Origin of the sequence: Brenneria izadpanahii (assembly GCF_017569925.1) — a bacterium.
In the GTDB taxonomy this organism is placed as follows: domain Bacteria; phylum Pseudomonadota; class Gammaproteobacteria; order Enterobacterales; family Enterobacteriaceae; genus Brenneria; species Brenneria izadpanahii.
In genome coordinates this window covers 2,894,801-2,910,310 of record NZ_CP050854.1, presented here as the reverse complement: position 1 = coordinate 2,910,310, position 15,510 = coordinate 2,894,801, and the positions used below count along the sequence as shown (strand labels likewise).

14 protein-coding genes are annotated in these 15,510 nt (G+C 61.8%); 8 read left to right on the top strand and 6 right to left on the bottom strand.

The window, feature by feature from the left end; genetic code table 11:
* Positions 1-38: 38 nt before the first annotated feature.
* The 6 genes from HC231_RS13055 to HC231_RS13030 form a co-directional block, all read right to left on the bottom strand.
* A complete protein-coding gene (locus HC231_RS13055; RefSeq protein WP_208227067.1) occupies positions 39-971 on the bottom strand; it encodes a polysaccharide deacetylase family protein in 933 nt (310 codons plus the stop codon).
* 220 nt (positions 972-1,191) lie between these two features.
* Positions 1,192-1,869, bottom strand: coding sequence for a glycosyltransferase family 2 protein (locus tag HC231_RS13050; protein ID WP_208227066.1), 678 nt, complete (start codon positions 1,867-1,869; stop codon positions 1,192-1,194).
* Positions 1,866-2,492 (bottom strand): DedA family protein, encoded by a 627-nt coding sequence (locus HC231_RS13045; protein WP_246494490.1) that lies wholly within the window; start codon positions 2,490-2,492, stop codon positions 1,866-1,868. Before HC231_RS13045 ends, HC231_RS13050 begins: the two co-directional genes overlap by 4 nt.
* Positions 2,449-3,594 (bottom strand): ceramide glucosyltransferase, encoded by a 1,146-nt coding sequence (locus tag HC231_RS13040; RefSeq protein WP_208227065.1) that lies wholly within the window; start codon positions 3,592-3,594, stop codon positions 2,449-2,451. Before HC231_RS13040 ends, HC231_RS13045 begins: the two co-directional genes overlap by 44 nt.
* Positions 3,591-4,427: a UDP-2,3-diacylglucosamine diphosphatase gene (locus HC231_RS13035; protein WP_208227064.1), complete on the bottom strand. Its 837-nt coding sequence runs from the start codon at positions 4,425-4,427 to the stop codon at positions 3,591-3,593. Before HC231_RS13035 ends, HC231_RS13040 begins: the two co-directional genes overlap by 4 nt.
* 543 nt (positions 4,428-4,970) lie before the next feature.
* Positions 4,971-5,303, bottom strand: coding sequence for a hypothetical protein (locus tag HC231_RS13030; RefSeq protein ID WP_208227063.1), 333 nt, complete (start codon positions 5,301-5,303; stop codon positions 4,971-4,973).
* 264 nt (positions 5,304-5,567) lie between these two features.
* On the opposite strand from HC231_RS13030, the gene HC231_RS13025 reads away from it, so the two are divergent.
* From HC231_RS13025 to gspE, 8 genes are all read left to right on the top strand, one after another.
* Positions 5,568-6,782, top strand: a complete 1,215-nt coding sequence (locus tag HC231_RS13025) for a sigma-70 family RNA polymerase sigma factor (RefSeq protein ID WP_208227062.1) — start codon at positions 5,568-5,570, stop codon at positions 6,780-6,782.
* 113 nt (positions 6,783-6,895) lie between these two features.
* Positions 6,896-7,810, top strand: coding sequence for a FecR family protein (locus HC231_RS13020; RefSeq protein WP_208227061.1), 915 nt, complete (start codon positions 6,896-6,898; stop codon positions 7,808-7,810).
* 324 nt (positions 7,811-8,134) lie between these two features.
* Entirely contained in the window at positions 8,135-8,587 is a 453-nt protein-coding gene (gspG, locus tag HC231_RS13015; protein WP_208227060.1) for a type II secretion system major pseudopilin GspG, read from the top strand.
* A 23-nt stretch (positions 8,588-8,610) separates the two neighbouring features.
* Positions 8,611-9,630, top strand: a complete 1,020-nt coding sequence (gene gspK / locus HC231_RS13010; RefSeq protein WP_208227059.1) for a type II secretion system minor pseudopilin GspK — start codon at positions 8,611-8,613, stop codon at positions 9,628-9,630.
* 2 nt (positions 9,631-9,632) lie between these two features.
* On the top strand, positions 9,633-10,817 hold the full coding sequence (gene gspL, locus HC231_RS13005; protein WP_208227058.1) for a type II secretion system protein GspL: 1,185 nt from the start codon (positions 9,633-9,635) through the stop codon (positions 10,815-10,817).
* On the top strand, positions 10,814-11,446 hold the full coding sequence (gene gspM, locus HC231_RS13000; protein ID WP_208227057.1) for a type II secretion system protein GspM: 633 nt from the start codon (positions 10,814-10,816) through the stop codon (positions 11,444-11,446). Before gspL ends, gspM begins: the two co-directional genes overlap by 4 nt.
* Positions 11,443-14,058 (top strand): type II secretion system secretin GspD, encoded by a 2,616-nt coding sequence (gene gspD / locus HC231_RS12995; protein ID WP_208227056.1) that lies wholly within the window; start codon positions 11,443-11,445, stop codon positions 14,056-14,058. Before gspM ends, gspD begins: the two co-directional genes overlap by 4 nt.
* On the top strand, positions 14,055-15,506 hold the full coding sequence (gene gspE / locus HC231_RS12990; RefSeq protein ID WP_208227055.1) for a type II secretion system ATPase GspE: 1,452 nt from the start codon (positions 14,055-14,057) through the stop codon (positions 15,504-15,506). Before gspD ends, gspE begins: the two co-directional genes overlap by 4 nt.
* Positions 15,507-15,510 lie beyond the last annotated feature (4 nt).

Sequence of the window (15,510 nt, the reverse complement as noted above, 5' to 3'; positions counted from 1 at the left end):
AGAATACAGGGTTATTTCCCGCCGGCGACGCTGATGGATTACCGCGGGGTATTGCGCTCAAGACCGGCGCTGGCGGCGCAGAACGCCGCCAGATCCGCATGGGTGGTAAACCAGACATCGCCTTTGGACTGCGCCAGACGAATGATTTCCTCCAGCAGGAACAGCCGTGAGCGGTGTCCTGAATGGTGGGGGTGGAGGGTCAACTGGAACAGGCCGCCTTCCTGGTAGGCCATTTCCAGTTCACGCTGCAAAATGCCCAGTACCATCAGCGGATCGCCATAGGGACGGGCGGCGCTCATCCGATCCATGGCGAAATAGGGGGCATCGTCGCGGATCCATTCCACCGGGATTTCGACGATGCCGGTCGGCTGACCGTCTTCCAGTAGCTCATAGGGTTCGTCGTCGGCCATCAGCGAGGAGTCGTAGAGCAACGCCATCTCGCGGGCGATGCCGAGCGTGGCGGGGCTGAAATCCCATGAGGCGGTACGCATGCCCACCGGCCGGACGCCCGACAGCCGCTCCAGCACATCGGCGGCGCGCAGGGTCAGATCGCGTTCAGTGTCGGCGTCAAGAGCGGAGTTAAACTCATGGATCCAACTGTGTATGCCGATTTCATGACCCGCCGCCGCCACATCGCGCACTTCTCCGGCGTTGATCATCGCCGATACCGCAGGCACGAAAAACGAAGCCGGCACGCCATATTTCTCCAGCAGGCGCAGGATGCGCGGCATACCGGCGCGCGCGCCATACTGGCCCTGGCTCAGGCGTCCCGCCGACAGCCCGCCGTTACGCAGTTCAAATGTCTCATGATCGGCATCAAAAGAGAGGGCTACCGCCATACGCGCGCCGTCCTTCCAGGCATGGGGTTTCAGCGAGCGGCCGGCGCGGACGCGATCCACCTGGCGGCGCCAGAGTTCGTCCGGCCACAGCCAAGGCGCATCGACAGAGTACGGCCCTTCCAACTCAAACATATTATGTTGCCTTATTGTTGTCTGCCCTTTAAAAACTTGAGTGAGAATGCCGGATAATCAAGGGCAAAAAGAATAACGATAATGATTCATATAACCACATAGTTTAATTGACGGTCAAGTTTTGACCATTGAATGCAAAGGGGATAATTGCGAACCGATCGAACGCTTTCGTTGGAGCAGCGGGACAGCCGCCAGGGACGAGAGGGGGAGGCCGGACGGATCAGGCCCGGCGTCGGCGCAGCAGGGTGATGATCTGGCGCAGGGCTTCACCTAGGGAGATAGTATGGAAAATATCGCGCATCATGGCGGCATCGGCGCGCAGACCGCGCAGCCAGCCCATCTTGGCGGCTTTGTAAGGGCTGATGACGCGCGGCCATTTAACTACCCGGACGCGCGCATTCTGCGCGATCCAGATCTGATTAAGCCAGACCTCCAGCCCGAAATGCGGCAGCGAGCGTAATTCATCCAGACGCGCGGCGATCATGGCGCGTGCGAATACGCGTTCTCCGGAAATATAGTCAAGCCCGATGACGCGCCAGAGAAAGGGGCTGTTGCGCCGCAGGCTGATCGTGACGTCGGCCTGCTGTTGTTGCACCGGCTGTATTAATGACGTGATGTCATCCGCCGTCAGTCCGACCAGATCGGCGTCAAGCAGCAGCAGGTGGCTGCCGGCGGCGGCGGCGATACCTTCCGCCACGGCCTGGCTCTTGCCTCGGTTTTCCGGCAGCCGGATGACCGTTATTCCCTGCCGTTGCGCCAGTTCGGCCGTGCCATCGGAGGAAGCGTCGTCCACCACGATAATTTCGCACAGCAGCGGGTGGCGGATAACCGCCTCAAGCACGTTGCCAATCCGCAGCGCTTCGTTGTGAGCCGGGATGATGCAGCTTACGGAGATCATTTTTCCGGCCTCAGCCACATCACGCCGATTGCAATCACCAGGATCAGCAGGGTCAGGGATACATACACTATCCAGTGGTCTACCTGCTCGATGGCATGGCCGAACATCCAGCCGACGGCCACAAAAAACAGGCTTTTGGGAACGGTGGCCAGGGTGTTGTAGAGCAGGAAGGCGCCAAAATTCATGCGCGCCATGCCGGCCGCCGCCAGGACAACGGCGCCGGCCGAATGGGTCATTTTACCGAATACCAGGATCCTGCCCCCCCGGTTGTCGAAACTGCTGACCATTTTCTCCAATCTGGCGCGGCTTAGTCCCAGACGGGCCAACCATTTGGGCGGCTGGCCATCGGGATCGATCACCCAGCGTCCCAGCGCGTAAAACCCCGTGTCGCCGACCAGATCGCCGAGGATGACGATGACGCATACCGCGCTCAGACTAAAGTAGTCGAGACGGGCCATGTAGGCGGCAATCACGGTGACGATGGGCCCCTCGATGACCGCCAGCGGGGTGAGCAGCATCAGCCCGTGCGCTCTGATGAGCGTCTCTATGGTTTGCAGATCGAACATGCTAATTCTCTTTTCACTTACCGGGTTGCCGATTGCCCGAGGGCGATGGCTTTGCATCCAGTATATTGCCGCGCCAGACGAAGCTGCGTCCGGTCCAGCACCATAACCACAGTGCGGGGAACAGGATATCGCGGATCGCCATCGCCAGTACGTCTCGCGGGTGGTGAGGCCAGCCGGCCGCTTTTGCCAATCCCCATTCCGCAGCATACCACATAGCCATCAGCGCCGGCGGTATCGCCCAGGGGAAAACGTCAATGGCCGCCAGATAGACCGCAGCCGCCAGCGGCGGCAGCGATCCCAGCAGTATTTCAGGGATAAACAGCCACAGAAAACCAAAACGCCGGATACGCGCCCAGCGCAACTGGCGGCTCCAGACCGCGCTCAGGCTGCGGCGGCCAATCGGCAGCGGAAAGGGACGCGGGGGCAGACGTACCTTCAACCCGGCGTTACGCACCAGCTTGGTTGACGCCACGTCCTCCGCCAGTTCGGCGCCAAGCGCGCTCAGGCCGCCGCCGTTTTCCAGCACGGCGCGGCGCCAGAAGAGCGTTTTCCCCTGGGCAAAGCCCATACCCGCGAAATCGGACAGAAATTGCCAGCGAGCCTGATGGGTATTAAACATCGCCGCTTCCACCGCTCCCCACAGATTTTCGGGGCGTATCCCGAACGCGGGCGAACTGACCAGCCCGGTTTGATCGTCAAAGGTATCCATCAGGGAAAGCAGGTAATCAGCCGGCAGCAGCAGGTTGCTGTCGGCCATCACCACCCAGTCCGAGCGGGTGGCATGCCAGGCTTTGTTCAGATTGTTTATCTTGGGGTTGCCGGAGATCTTGTCTTCGCCTATCAACAGACGCGCGGGCCGTTCAGGGTAGGAGGCGATAACCTTTTCCACCAGCGGGATGACCGGATCATCCGCGGAAGCGACGCAGAACAGGATTTCATAGTTGGGATAGTCTTGCTGAAAGCTCGAACGCAGCGTCTCTTCTTCGAAACTATCCTGACCGCATAGGGGGCGGGTCAGCGCGATAAATGGATACTCGCGGCCTGCTTCTTTTTTCTTTAGCGGACGACGCAGACGCCACAGGGCAAGGCCGAGAGAACCAAACTGGATTACGGTAAGCGTGCCGCAGATTACGGCGGCAAAAGTGGCGATTAGAGTCATGCGGTAGCGGTCTCGCTCTCGGGTTCCGAAACGGGAATAGTCGTAGCTGTATCCGATAATAGCAGTGATGGGCAACTACTCCAGTCAATCAGACTAAATCTGCCCAAAGTATCTTCCGCAATGGCGCTCAGGCTGCTAACCCAGTCTCCGCAATTGGCATACACAATGCCGTTGCGCGTCTGTAGTGCGGGTTTGTGCAGATGACCGCAGATGATGCCGTCCGCGCCGTTTTGCCTGGCCAGCGCGATCAGCCGCTGTTCAATGCGGCCGCGGTACTTCAGAATCGAGCCGACCCGGTTTATCAGACGAAGCGGAGCCGGCTCATCCGCGCCGCCGTCTGGGCGGCCGGAACGCCGTAATTCCTGCCTGCTGCGCAGATACCAATCGATGCCGCTGCCCAGACGCGAGACGGTATAAGAACGGCCGTGCCAGAAGTCGCAGCAGTCGCCGTGCAAAACAAGATAGCGTCGTTTGTCGGCGGCCTTGTGGATAACAGGGCCTACGGTTGCCGCCAGGGAGGCCAACTGCGGGTGAATGTTCTCCCCGGTCAGGCTAAGCGGGTCGTGGTTGCCGGGAAGCCGCACTATTTTTACGCCCTGTTGCTCGCGGCGGCGGAGCAAATCAATGATGAAGTCATGATGCGGCGTCCAGTGGACGGCGCGGCGATGCCAGAAATCAAAGGTATCCCCCACCAGATAGATATGATCGGCTTCATGCAGTCTGAGAAACGCGAGCAGTTTATCGGCACGGCATCCCCGCGAGCCCAAATGAAGATCAGAGAGAAAGAGACTGCGGTAGCGCATCGGAGAGTGGAAACGACCATAAGGTGACATAACTTCCTCCAAATTCCAGGCCCTGGTTTATATCCTTCATCTTTCAAGCCGCAGGGGCGTCGCTTGGGTACTTGCTTGCCGCGTTATACGAGGCTCATGAATGAGTCTCGTCCGTAAAGGCCGACGCTTTGCGTTATGCAAAGCGATAACGTTTTGTCCTGCCACTCGAAATCTATAAGGTATGCAGACAGCCAAAAACGTTCGGATAATACGTTGTCATGTATCACTACTATAGAACATATGTTAAATCAATGTGTAACCCAAGTAATGTAACCCTGCGTCCATCGGCGTGAGGGTGGGCGGCGCTAAAAACGTCTCGCCGCTTCGATCTGAAATAACGTAACCGGGATCGCACGTAAATACAGCGTATCTTGCCGGTGATTTCTTAAGGAAATATTAAGGAGTTAACCGTCTGTTGCACCACATCGCGCATTTCAGCATATGTTCGTCGCGGTCGTGGTGCGAGGGCGGTTTGACATGGAGGCCGGCAACGCGGGATACGCGCGGCGCGCGATTCCGATCGCTCGGCTCGGCGGCCTCCGCTTAGGGGCGTTGCGGATAGACCGATGTTCCCAGCGTGTTGCCCATACGGTTACGCAGCGCGGAAGCGCTGAATAGCCCGATGTGATTAGGCTGCCGGGCGCTGATGTCGGAGGAGGCCGGTTTCCCGATAGCGCCCTGTTTGGCGGCAGAGGCGGGCGGCGTCATAAGTTGCTGATAGCAGTCCAGCGGAAGGGCGCGGTAGCCGTTCACTTCCGCCTCCACGCAGGACGCCGGGGCATTATTCTGCCGGAAGGCGGGCGTCTCCGCCGCCAGGACTATGCCGGCCGTCAGCATCAGCGTGCCGCATAGCGTTGCTTGGCGTACTATTTTCATCGCTCCGCCTTTCGTCATCATCACCGTGTTTACGCCATAGCGTAGCGCCGCAGGATGGCAATAAGATGACGTTTGCGAACGCGCCGTTCGCAAACGTCATCGTTGTGATGAAACCGGAACGTCATTTTTTTGTCATTAATAATTTCTACTATTCCCCATTACCAGACTAATTGTGGGTGTGCTTGTTAGCACGTAGACGTCACCGGGAGTGATGGGGTGGGAGCTTGCTGCCAGAGCGTCGGGATACGTCATGCGGCACAATTTTTGTTCCGTATTGGTTGCTGTCTGTTGCTCTGCCTGCTGCCGATGTCTGCTCCAGCCCAACCAGACCCCAATGAGGGGAGCCCGTCTTCTGTCCGTTATTTTCGTATTCCCGTTCAGCCATTGACCAAGGCATTAACGCTTTTTAGCGAGCAGTCGGGGTGGGCTGTGCTGGTTGACAGCGGCCTGACGGCGGGGAAAACGTCCGCGGCGGTCGAAGGCGCGATGGCGCCGGAGACGGCATTGGCCGCGCTGTTGCAGGGAAGCGGTTTGTCGGTTCGATATGCGCGCGATCGGTCGTTCACATTGGTGAAAGCGCCGCGGAGCGCGAATTTACAAGAGACGGCGCCGTCCGCCTCGGGTGATGTATCCATGCCCGGATTAGGGGGCAACTGGTTTGGCGCCATATTACAACGGGAGCTCAGGGACGCGCTTTGTGCCGATGCCCTGACGCGTCCGGGAGATTTCCGCACCGTTATGCAACTTTGGATTTCGGCCCGCGGGCAGGTGACCAGGCTGCGTTTGTTGACTTCTACCGGTCTTCCCTCCCGCGATAAGGCGCTAACGGAGGCGGTGCGACGCATGCGGCTCCGGTCCGAGCCTCCTCCCGGACTTCCTCAGCCGATAACGGTTTTGTTTTTGTCTGAAGTGAATTCCGGCAAGGAATGCCTGGACGCCGGGGATAAAATGCGTGAGCATTTTCTGTTGTATTACAACGTATTATTAAAAAAACTTAAATACCGGTTGGGGTCGGACGAACTGGCTGAGGACGCATTGCACGACGCCTGGCTGCGTATCAACCAGTTAGAGCAGGATAAAGAGGTCTATAACCCTTCGGCTTATCTTTACCGCACCGCGCTGAATGTGGCGATCGACAATACCCATCAACAGGGGGGACGGCTGCTTGTCGCCAGCGAAATCGACGAACTGATACAGGTAACGGACGCCACTCAGGATCTTGAACGTCTTGCGGACGGACAGCGGGAAATTGTTCGCTTGCGTCAGGTGATTGCGCAACTATCCTGGCGTCAGCAGGAAATATTGATCGCTTCGCGTCTTGAAGGTAAATCCCATCAAGAAATCGCCAACCGGTTCAGCATCTCTACGCGCATGGTCGAAAAAGAGCTGAAGACCGCTTTACAGTTTTGCGCTAAAAAAATGCAAAAAGAAGTCGTGCAGCGGTTCGGTCCGAAGGCGCGAAAAACGTCTGATAAGTAGAACCTGATATTAACCGGGCTGGTGGTAACGGGGAATATGATAAATGTTGATGAACGGAGTATGAAGCGGCGATGAATTTCCTGACTCGGCGCAGGCGGAAGAGTAAGCAATCAATGGAAGCAAGAACCTGGTTGATCCGGTTAACTTCGGGCCGCGCGACTACCAACGATGCGGCCGCCTTCCGGCAATGGCTGGCGCAAAGCCCGGAACATTATGCCGCCTTTGCGGAAATACGTATGCTTTGGCGGCAGATGGAACCGGCGCTGCTGACGGCGCCGTCGCGGTCGGCGGCGGGCGGCGCGCCGGTAAATAAAACGCGACGCGCGATGCTTGCCGGCGCGATGTGCGCGGCGGGCGTTCTGGCGACACGGCAACTGTTTGACTGGCCGCGGCTGCCGGGAAGCAGCGGCGATTTCAGCACCGCGGCGGGAGAGCAGAAAAGCATCCTTCTGCGGCAGGATATTACGTTGGAGATAAATACCCGCACGCAGATCGACGTGCTTGCCAGCGCGCCGCAGTCGACCTCGCTTGAGCTGCGAAAGGGGGAGGCCCAGATTCAGGCGTTGGGAACAGATGCGGGCGAAGTCAGCGTAAAAGCGGGGGTGGGGACGGTGCTGGCCCGGAACGCCTGGTTTAATATTCTCTATTTTGACGATAACGTCAGCGTAACCTGTTTGGAAGGGCAGGTTCAGGTGCGATGCGAGCAAGCATCGCTGACGCTGCTGCCGGGCGAGCAGGTGCGCTATGCCTATTCACGTCTGCTTCCGGTAACTCAGGTCGATCTACGCAAAGTGCTGGCATGGCGTTATCGACAGATATTGTTCGACCATACGCCGCTCAGCGACGTGATCGCCGAAGTGAACCGCTACCGCAAAGGGCGGATCATTCTGCTGAACAAGGAACTCGCCCGCCGGCAGGTTCATGGCCGTTTTTCCCTCGAACAGCTGGATGACGTTATCGACCTTATCCATCGTTCCTATGGCGCCAGAGTGACGACGCTGCCCGGCGATATCGTGCTGTTAAGCTGAACCCTCTCCTTTTCTGTCTCGGCGCCGCCGGCGGATAAGATATTCAATCCGCCCGGCGCTCCGCTAAAACTCGTCATTCCCAGATAACCGCGGCAAACCAACCGCGCGCTGGCATCAATGAACCGGGCGCGCCCGTCGCATCGCTAAATAGCGGAGATGATGACGGTACGATGAAGGAATATCGTGGATATTTTTTGCCGAAATGACCTGAACTCCCGTCTTTCGCCGGCGAAAAAGCGGAAATTATCCCGGAAAAAGTCCATCAGGAGGAAACATAAACTTGCGATCATTTTCCAGGCGGAACAAACGGCTGGGAGAATAGATATGATCGCTGCAGATCCCCGGACTCTGTCGGATCGCCTACGGCGGCAGCGGGGGTTCTCGCTGATTGAAATCATGGTGGTGCTGGTCATCATGGGCGTTCTCGCCGCCCTGGTCGTACCCAGCCTGATGGACAGGCCGGATCAGGCCCGCGCCACGGCTGCGCGCCAGGATGTCGGCGCCATTATGCAGGCGCTTAAACTCTACCGGCTGGACAACGGCGCCTATCCCAGCACCGAGCAGGGGCTGCGGGCGCTGGTGGAAAAGCCCGCAGCCGGCAAGGCGCCGACCAACTGGCGCGCTTATCTGGAGCGCTTGCCCAACGATCCCTGGGGCAATCCATATCAGTATCTCAATCCCGGCGTCAACGGTGAAATCGACGTGTTCTCTCTAGGCTCGGATGGCGAACCTGGCGGAGAAAACGTGGCCGCCGATATCGGCTCCTGGCAGCTGTAGGCGCTGACGATATGGCGGAATGCATGGCATCCTCGGCGAACCGACGGGCGCATTTCTCGTTCCAATGTCCGGCGCGCCGCGCTCAGCAAGGCATGGCCGTGATCGGCGTACTGCTGGTGGTCGCTATCATCGCCGTGCTGGCCGCGGCGATGATGGGACGTCAAACCGTGGCGATCCGCGGCGTTCAGAGCGAACTGACTCGTTTACAGGCTGGTTGGCTGCTGCGCGGCGAGCTGGCGCGCGCCCAACTGACGCTGCGGGCCGAAGCGATGCGGGGGCCGGTCACGCGTCTGGACGGCCGCTGGAACCGGCCGGTGGCCGGTTTGACCATCGGGCCGGTGGCGGGCGAGCCCGCACGGCTATTCAGCGAGATCGTCGACGAACAGGCCAAATTCAATCTGCGTAATCTGGTGGACAACGGTTTGCCCGATCCGATCGAAATCGACGCGTTCCTGCGTCTGTGCGCGCTGTTGGGGGTGCCGGAAGAGCAGGGTATGCTGATGGCGCGCCGGGTGGTCGTGAGCCTGGTCGCCGCGGAGCGCCGGACGGACGCTGCGCCGCCGGAGTCCGAGGCCGCGCGGGCCGCCGCAGAACGGCTCGGCCTGGCCGATATCCCGCAGCGGGAACTGGCGCCGAGACTGCGGGTCGTCGAGGATCTGCTGGCCGTTCCGCACGTAGCCGCGGAGAGCGTGGCGCGGCTCCAGCCTTATGTCACCGTGCTGCCCCGGCGCACCTGGATAAACGGCAATACCGCATCGGCGGAACTCATCGCCGCCTGGGTGCCGGGGCTGCCGCTGGAGCGCGCTCGCGCGCTGTTGCAGACTCGCGACGGCGGGCAGTGGTTCATCAATCGCGGCGATTTCGTCAACCGCCTGCAAATGCCGGAACTGGTTGCGAACACCGTGCATATCGGCATTACCAGCCAATGGTTTCGCGTGTCCGCCGCGCTGCGTCTGCCCCATACCCTGGTGATGATGCAGGCGTTGCTGCATGACGACAAGGAAACCCTGCCTCGGGTGATCTGGTTCAGGGAGGGAGTCTGAGAATGAAAGTCGATCTCCTGCGCCTTGTGCTGCCGCCCTCTCAGGGCGATGCTCAATCGCCGTTGCGATGTGCCTGGCGCACGCCGCAAGGGCGCTGGCAAAGCGCCGCGCATGACGATCCCGCCGCCATTTCCCGCTTGTATCAGGCCCGGCGTATTGAAGCCTGTCCGCATCCTGCCGACGTTGCCATGGCGGAAGTGGAATTGCCGCCGCTGCCGGTCAAACGGCTCCGCATCGCCGTACTGGGCGCGCTGGAGCCATTGGCGTTGACGCCGCCGGAATCGCTGTCCGTGGGGTTCGGCGCGCGCGCCGCAAACGGTAAGGTGCCCGTAGCCTGGGCCGATGCGGCGTTGCTCCGATCGGCGCTGCAGGAATTGCGCCGGCACGGCCTGATGGTCCGGGCCGTTTATCCGCCGCCCGCATTTCTGCCTTGCTTCGATGCGCAGGCCGCTACGGCGGTGCGGTTCGACGACTGGGTTATCGTGCGCGCCGGCGTGAGCTCCGGTTGCTTGTATCCGCTGGCCGAGGAGCGCCTTGATATGGCGCGGGTTGCGCAGCGCGTGCAGGGATTGCACCCCGACGTCGCCGAGGTGCGCTGGCTCCCGGCTATGCCGGAACACGCCGTGGAGTCCGCCTCCGAACCGATGGTCTGGCAGGGAGATGGCTGGTCCTGGTCTATGTCCGTCATGGGCGAGGCTAACGCATTGTCCGGTCTGCGCTGGGCGTTGCCTGCGGCGGGCTGGGGCTGCGCCGTCGCGGCGATCTGGCTGACGGGGCTCAACCTTTATGCCGCGCAGACGGATGTCCGCGGCAAGGCGTTGAATCGAATGATGACAGAACAGGTAAAGACCGCGTTTCCCGACATTCCGGTTGTCATCGATCCGCTGCAGCAGGCCAGGCAACAGCGCGATGCGCGGCGCGGCAACGGCGTTTCCGCCGGCACGGACGCGGATTTTCCGGCGCTGATCCGCGCCGCCGCGAACCTGTTGCCGCAGGCGGACGGCCAGATACAAAGACTGGAGTACCGCGACGGGCAACTGAGCCTTCAACCGCGCGCCGGCGCCGCCTTCAGCGGCGAAGAGTTGCGCGCACTGCGGGAACAGGCGCGGGAGCGAGGTCTGGCGATCCGCGCCGACGGCGACGGGCTGTTCCTGCAGGCGGACGCCGAGGCGGGGAATACGCCATGAGCGGCTGGACAAACCTACTCGTCTCCCGTCGCCGGAACGGCCGGATCGCTGTCCCCGGCGGCGTTCGACGATTGCTGCAGAAGATGGGCGCGCGCGTTCGTCCCGTTCTGGTTCAGACGCGGGGCCGCTGGCTGGCGCTGAACCGCCGGGAGCGAAGACAGATTGTTCTGACGGCCGCTGCGCTTGTCGCGGCCGTCGTCTGGCTGCTGCTGGTGAAGCCCGCGCTGGATACGCTGGCGTACTGGGATCGCGAACTGCCTCGCCTGCATTCGCAGGCGGCGGCATTGCAGGAGGTATTGGCCGATGTCGGCGTGGCCGCCGGCGCGCCGACGTCGTCTTTGCCGCCGGTTGCGCGCCTGACGGCCAGCCTGGATAACGCGGGGCTGGCTGGGCATAACCGGATCGAGATGTCCGGCGATGCGCTTCTGCTGGCCTTTGAGAGTCCGACGGACGCTGCCCGATTGATGAGCTGGCTGCTGAATGCGCCTGCTTCGCTGGGCATGTCCGTGCAGCACGCGATTCTCAGCCGCCCGCCGGAAGAAAACGAATTGCCGGCGTCGGATCGTCCGGTGCGCGTTCATGCCACCGTCACCGTGGCGGTGCAATCATCAGCAGGGAGAGAGCCATGAAGCATCGCTCGGTGCGGCGAACGTTCACAAAAGGCATACTGATGTGCGGCCTGGCGTTGTCGGGCTGTACGACAACCGATCCGCAAACGGAATCGCTTTTCCGCGACGGCGTCTATGTACCCAGTTCAGGGCGTGCCGCCTCGCCGCAGGCGCAGGAAGCGGCCAGGCCGGGAGGAACCGCGGAAACCGCTTCCCGGCGGCATGTCGTGCGGCCGGTGGGGCAGAACCGCCCCGGCTCGCCCGCAGTCACGTCCCGACGGCCGCTGTTCGCCGCCGATGAAAAGGTGACGCTCACTTTCACCAATGTGGAAATCGAATCCGTTATCGCGGCCATGTCCCGCTTTCTGGGTCGCCACTTCCTCATCGATCCGCGCGTCAAGGGGCAACTCACGCTGGTTTCCGAAGGGGAAGTGCCGGCAAACACCGCCTATGACATGCTGGTCTCGGCCCTGCGCATGCGCGGCTTCACCATCGTGGACGTCGGCGACGTCAGCCGCGTAGTGCCGGCGGCCGATGCCAGGATCCAGGGCGGCGCCGTCAACGCCGCGGCGCCCGGCGGCGGCGTCGCCACCCGCACCTTTCGTTTGGCTTATGAAAAGGCCGAAGCGCTGGTCGGCGTTCTCAAACCGATGATCGCGCCTGAGAGCAGTATCGCCGCCTATGCCGCCAACAACACCCTGGTGGTGACGGACTATGTTGATAACCTGGATCGCATCGCCCGCATTATCGAGAGCATCGACACGCCCACGGCGCTGGATACGGATGTCGTTCCGGTCTATAACGGCATCGCCGTCGATATTGCCGGACTGACCAATGAACTGCTGCAGAACAATGACAGCCAGCGCGACATCGCCGTACTGGCCGATCCGCGCTCCAACAGCGTCATCATCCGCGCCAGCAGTCCGGCGCGCACCGCGCTGGCGCGCGATTTGATCGTTGAGCTCGATAATGTGCAGCAGGATCCCGGCAACCTTCACGTCGTTTATCTGCGTAACGCTCAGGCATCCTCTTTGATGAAAGTGTTGCGCGGCTTGCTCACCGGCGATAGCGGCGGTAGCGCGCTCGGCAGCGACGGCAACGCCCGCGCCGCTCTCGGCGCAGGCGGAATGAGCGGCGGGACGGGATCTACGGGGACCAGCGGCGGCACATCGTCTTCCTCCTCCTCCAGCGGCGCTTCCCAAAACGCGACGGCCGTCAGCCAGCGATTTGCCACAGGAAGCGGCGCGCAGGACGCTTCCGGCGGCGAAGACAGCGGCGCGTTCTCCGCCGACGGCGTGACGGTACAGGCGGATCCCGCCACCAATACTCTGATTATCTCGGCGCCCGAACCCATGTACCGCAGTCTGCGCAGCGTCATCGATCTGCTGGACCAGCGGCGGGCGCAGGTGCTGGTGGAGACGCTGATCGTCGAGGTGCTGGAAAACGATGCCGCGGAGTTCGGTATTCAATGGATGCGCAACGGCGGGCGTTTCATCGGCGGCGCCAATCTCGGCGGCGCGGGTTTGAACACCAGCGCAACCAACACCATCGATCTGCTGCCCCAGGGGCTGAACCTGGGAATTATCAACGGCACGGTCACGCTGCCGGGCGTAGGGGAAATCGTCAATCTGGAGGTACTGGCCCGCGCGCTGCAGAGCAAGGGCGGGGCCAATATTCTCTCCACGCCCAATATTCTGACGCTCGACAACGAGCCCGCCTCGATCATGGTCGGCAAAACCGTGCCCTTCGTCAGCGGTCAGTACGTCACCAGCGGCGGCAGCAGCGATAATCCGTTCCAGACCGTCGAACGGGAGGATGTCGGGCTGAAGCTCAACATCCGGCCGCAAATCTCGGAGGGCGGCGCCGTCAAGCTGGACATTTACCAGGAGGTTTCCAGCATCGACGAGCAGAGCTCCGGCGCCGCGGGCATCGTCACCAACAAACGGGCGCTGGATACCAGCGTGCTGCTCGACGACGGCCAGATCATGGTGCTGGGCGGGCTGTTGGACGACAACGTCACCATCCAATCCGAATCCGTGCCGATACTGGGCTCGATTCCCCTGCTGGGCGCGCTGTTCCGCTACGATAAACGCCAGAGCGTCAAAACCAATCTGATGATCTTTCTGCGCCCTTACGTCATCCGCAATGCCGAAGCGGGGCGCGGTCTGACTCAGGATCGCTACAACTTCATGCGCACGCTGCAAAGCCGCGTACAGCCCGGCGGACATCCGCTGTTGCCGGATATGTCGGCGCCCATCCTGCCGCCGGCCGGCGTGCAGGCTGCAGGCGGCGGGGCGGCGCTGGATCTGCGGCAGGCGTCGATCGCTACGCCAATCACCGGCGAAACGCGGCCGCGTTCGGGGGCCGTTTCCGGCCATTCTTCGATGCTCCACGCTATGCCGGCCGGCAATACCAGCATATTGCAGGTGGCTGACGTCGCACGGGAAAATGACGCGGCCGCCATCGCCAGACGGGTGCGCGTCGGCGGTCTACAGGCGTACATCGTCGCCGGTCCGGCGGGCGCCGGCTACGCGGTGCGCGTGGATGCGCCCCGTGATGCGGCATCAGTGGATAAGGCGGTGGCCCTGCTGCGCGAACTGGGCTATACGCCTGAAATCGTGGTGACGCCATGAGTATTCCGGCCCGGCCCGAACTGCTGCTGCCCCACGCTTGGGCGCGCGCGCAGCGCATCGTCGTGCGGCGTGATGATGGCGGCGAGACGCGTCTGGCGCTTTGTGCGGACACGCCCGGCTGGGCGGTGGGGGAGGCGCGGCGCCGGACTGGGGTTTACGCGCTGCAAGAGGTGGCGGAAAAGGAGATGGACGCCCTGTTGGCGGCGGTTTATGCGGAGTCCGGCAGCGCGGCCGCGGTGATGGGCGCGGCGGAATCCGAGGTCGATCTGGAACGGCTGATGCAGGATATCCCGGCGGTGACCGATCTGCTTGACGCCCGCGACGACGCTCCCGTTATCCGCATGATCAACGCCTTGCTGACCCAAGCCGCGCGCGACGGCGCCAGCGATCTGCATTTCGAGGTGTTTGAAACCAGTTCGGTGGTGCGTTACCGGGTGGATGGCACGCTGCGCGATGTAGTGGCGCCGCGTAAGGCGCTGCACGCCGCGCTGATCTCACGCATCAAGATCATGGCGCAATTGGATATCGCCGAAAAACGCATCCCGCAGGACGGCCGCATCACCCTGCGCGTGGGGGGGCGGCCCATCGATGTGCGCGTCTCCACCGTGCCGACGGTGCATGGCGAGCGCGCGGTGCTGCGCCTGCTGGAAAAGGACGCCGGCCGCCTGCAACTGGCGAAGCTGGGGCTGGCGCACGAGACCCTGGCGGAACTGACGCGCCTGATCCGCCAGCCGCACGGCATCGTACTGGTGACCGGGCCCACCGGCAGCGGCAAGACCACCACGCTCTACGCCGCGCTCGACCAGCTTGATAAAAGCGTCAGCAATATCCTCACCGTAGAGGATCCGGTGGAATACGATCTGCCGGGCATCAACCAGATCCCGGTGCACGGCAAGATCGGCATGACCTTCGGCGCGGCGTTGCGCGCGGCGTTGCGTCAGGATCCGGACAACATCATGATCGGCGAAATCCGCGATCTGGAGACCGCGCAGATCGCCGTACAGTCTTCGCTCACCGGGCACGGCGTACTGGCGTCGCTGCACACCAACGACGCCATTTCCGCCGTCACCCGCATGACCGACATGGGCATTGAACCTTTTCTGCTCTCCTCGTCGCTGCTGGGCGTACTGGCGCAGCGGCTGGTTCGCTGTCTGTGTCCGTACTGTAAACGCGCGCAGACGTTGCCCGACGGCAGCGTCCGTTACCTGCCCGTGGGCTGCGATCGCTGCAATCATTCCGGCTTCAAGGGACGCACCGGCATCCATGAACTGTTCGTCATTGATGACGAGATCCGCCGCATCATCCATGCCGGCGGCGACGAGCAGGCCATGCGCGCGGCGGCGCGGCGCGGCGGCATGCGCACTATGCGCGAAGATGGTCAGCGCTGGGTCGATGCCGGCGTAACCACGGCCGAAGAGATCTTGCGCGTCACGCGCGACGAGGGGTAAGGGG

Excerpts from the sequence above, each read along its gene's own strand:
- HC231_RS13055 (WP_208227067.1), bottom strand. The coding sequence starts at position 971 with ATGTTTGAGTTGGAAGGGCCGTACTCTGTCGATGCGCCTTGGCTGTGG.
- HC231_RS13050 (WP_208227066.1), bottom strand. The coding sequence starts at position 1,869 with ATGATCTCCGTAAGCTGCATCATCCCGGCTCACAACGAAGCGCTGCGG.
- HC231_RS13045 (WP_246494490.1), bottom strand. The coding sequence starts at position 2,492 with ATGCAAAGCCATCGCCCTCGGGCAATCGGCAACCCGGTAAGTGAAAAG.
- HC231_RS13040 (WP_208227065.1), bottom strand. The coding sequence starts at position 3,594 with ATGACTCTAATCGCCACTTTTGCCGCCGTAATCTGCGGCACGCTTACC.
- HC231_RS13035 (WP_208227064.1), bottom strand. The coding sequence starts at position 4,427 with ATGTCACCTTATGGTCGTTTCCACTCTCCGATGCGCTACCGCAGTCTC.
- HC231_RS13030 (WP_208227063.1), bottom strand. The coding sequence starts at position 5,303 with ATGAAAATAGTACGCCAAGCAACGCTATGCGGCACGCTGATGCTGACG.
- HC231_RS13020 (WP_208227061.1), top strand. The coding sequence starts at position 6,896 with ATGGAAGCAAGAACCTGGTTGATCCGGTTAACTTCGGGCCGCGCGACT.
- gspG (WP_208227060.1), top strand. The coding sequence starts at position 8,135 with ATGATCGCTGCAGATCCCCGGACTCTGTCGGATCGCCTACGGCGGCAG.
- gspK (WP_208227059.1), top strand. The coding sequence starts at position 8,611 with ATGGCATCCTCGGCGAACCGACGGGCGCATTTCTCGTTCCAATGTCCG.
- gspL (WP_208227058.1), top strand. The coding sequence starts at position 9,633 with ATGAAAGTCGATCTCCTGCGCCTTGTGCTGCCGCCCTCTCAGGGCGAT.
- gspM (WP_208227057.1), top strand. The coding sequence starts at position 10,814 with ATGAGCGGCTGGACAAACCTACTCGTCTCCCGTCGCCGGAACGGCCGG.
- gspD (WP_208227056.1), top strand. The coding sequence starts at position 11,443 with ATGAAGCATCGCTCGGTGCGGCGAACGTTCACAAAAGGCATACTGATG.
- gspE (WP_208227055.1), top strand. The coding sequence starts at position 14,055 with ATGAGTATTCCGGCCCGGCCCGAACTGCTGCTGCCCCACGCTTGGGCG.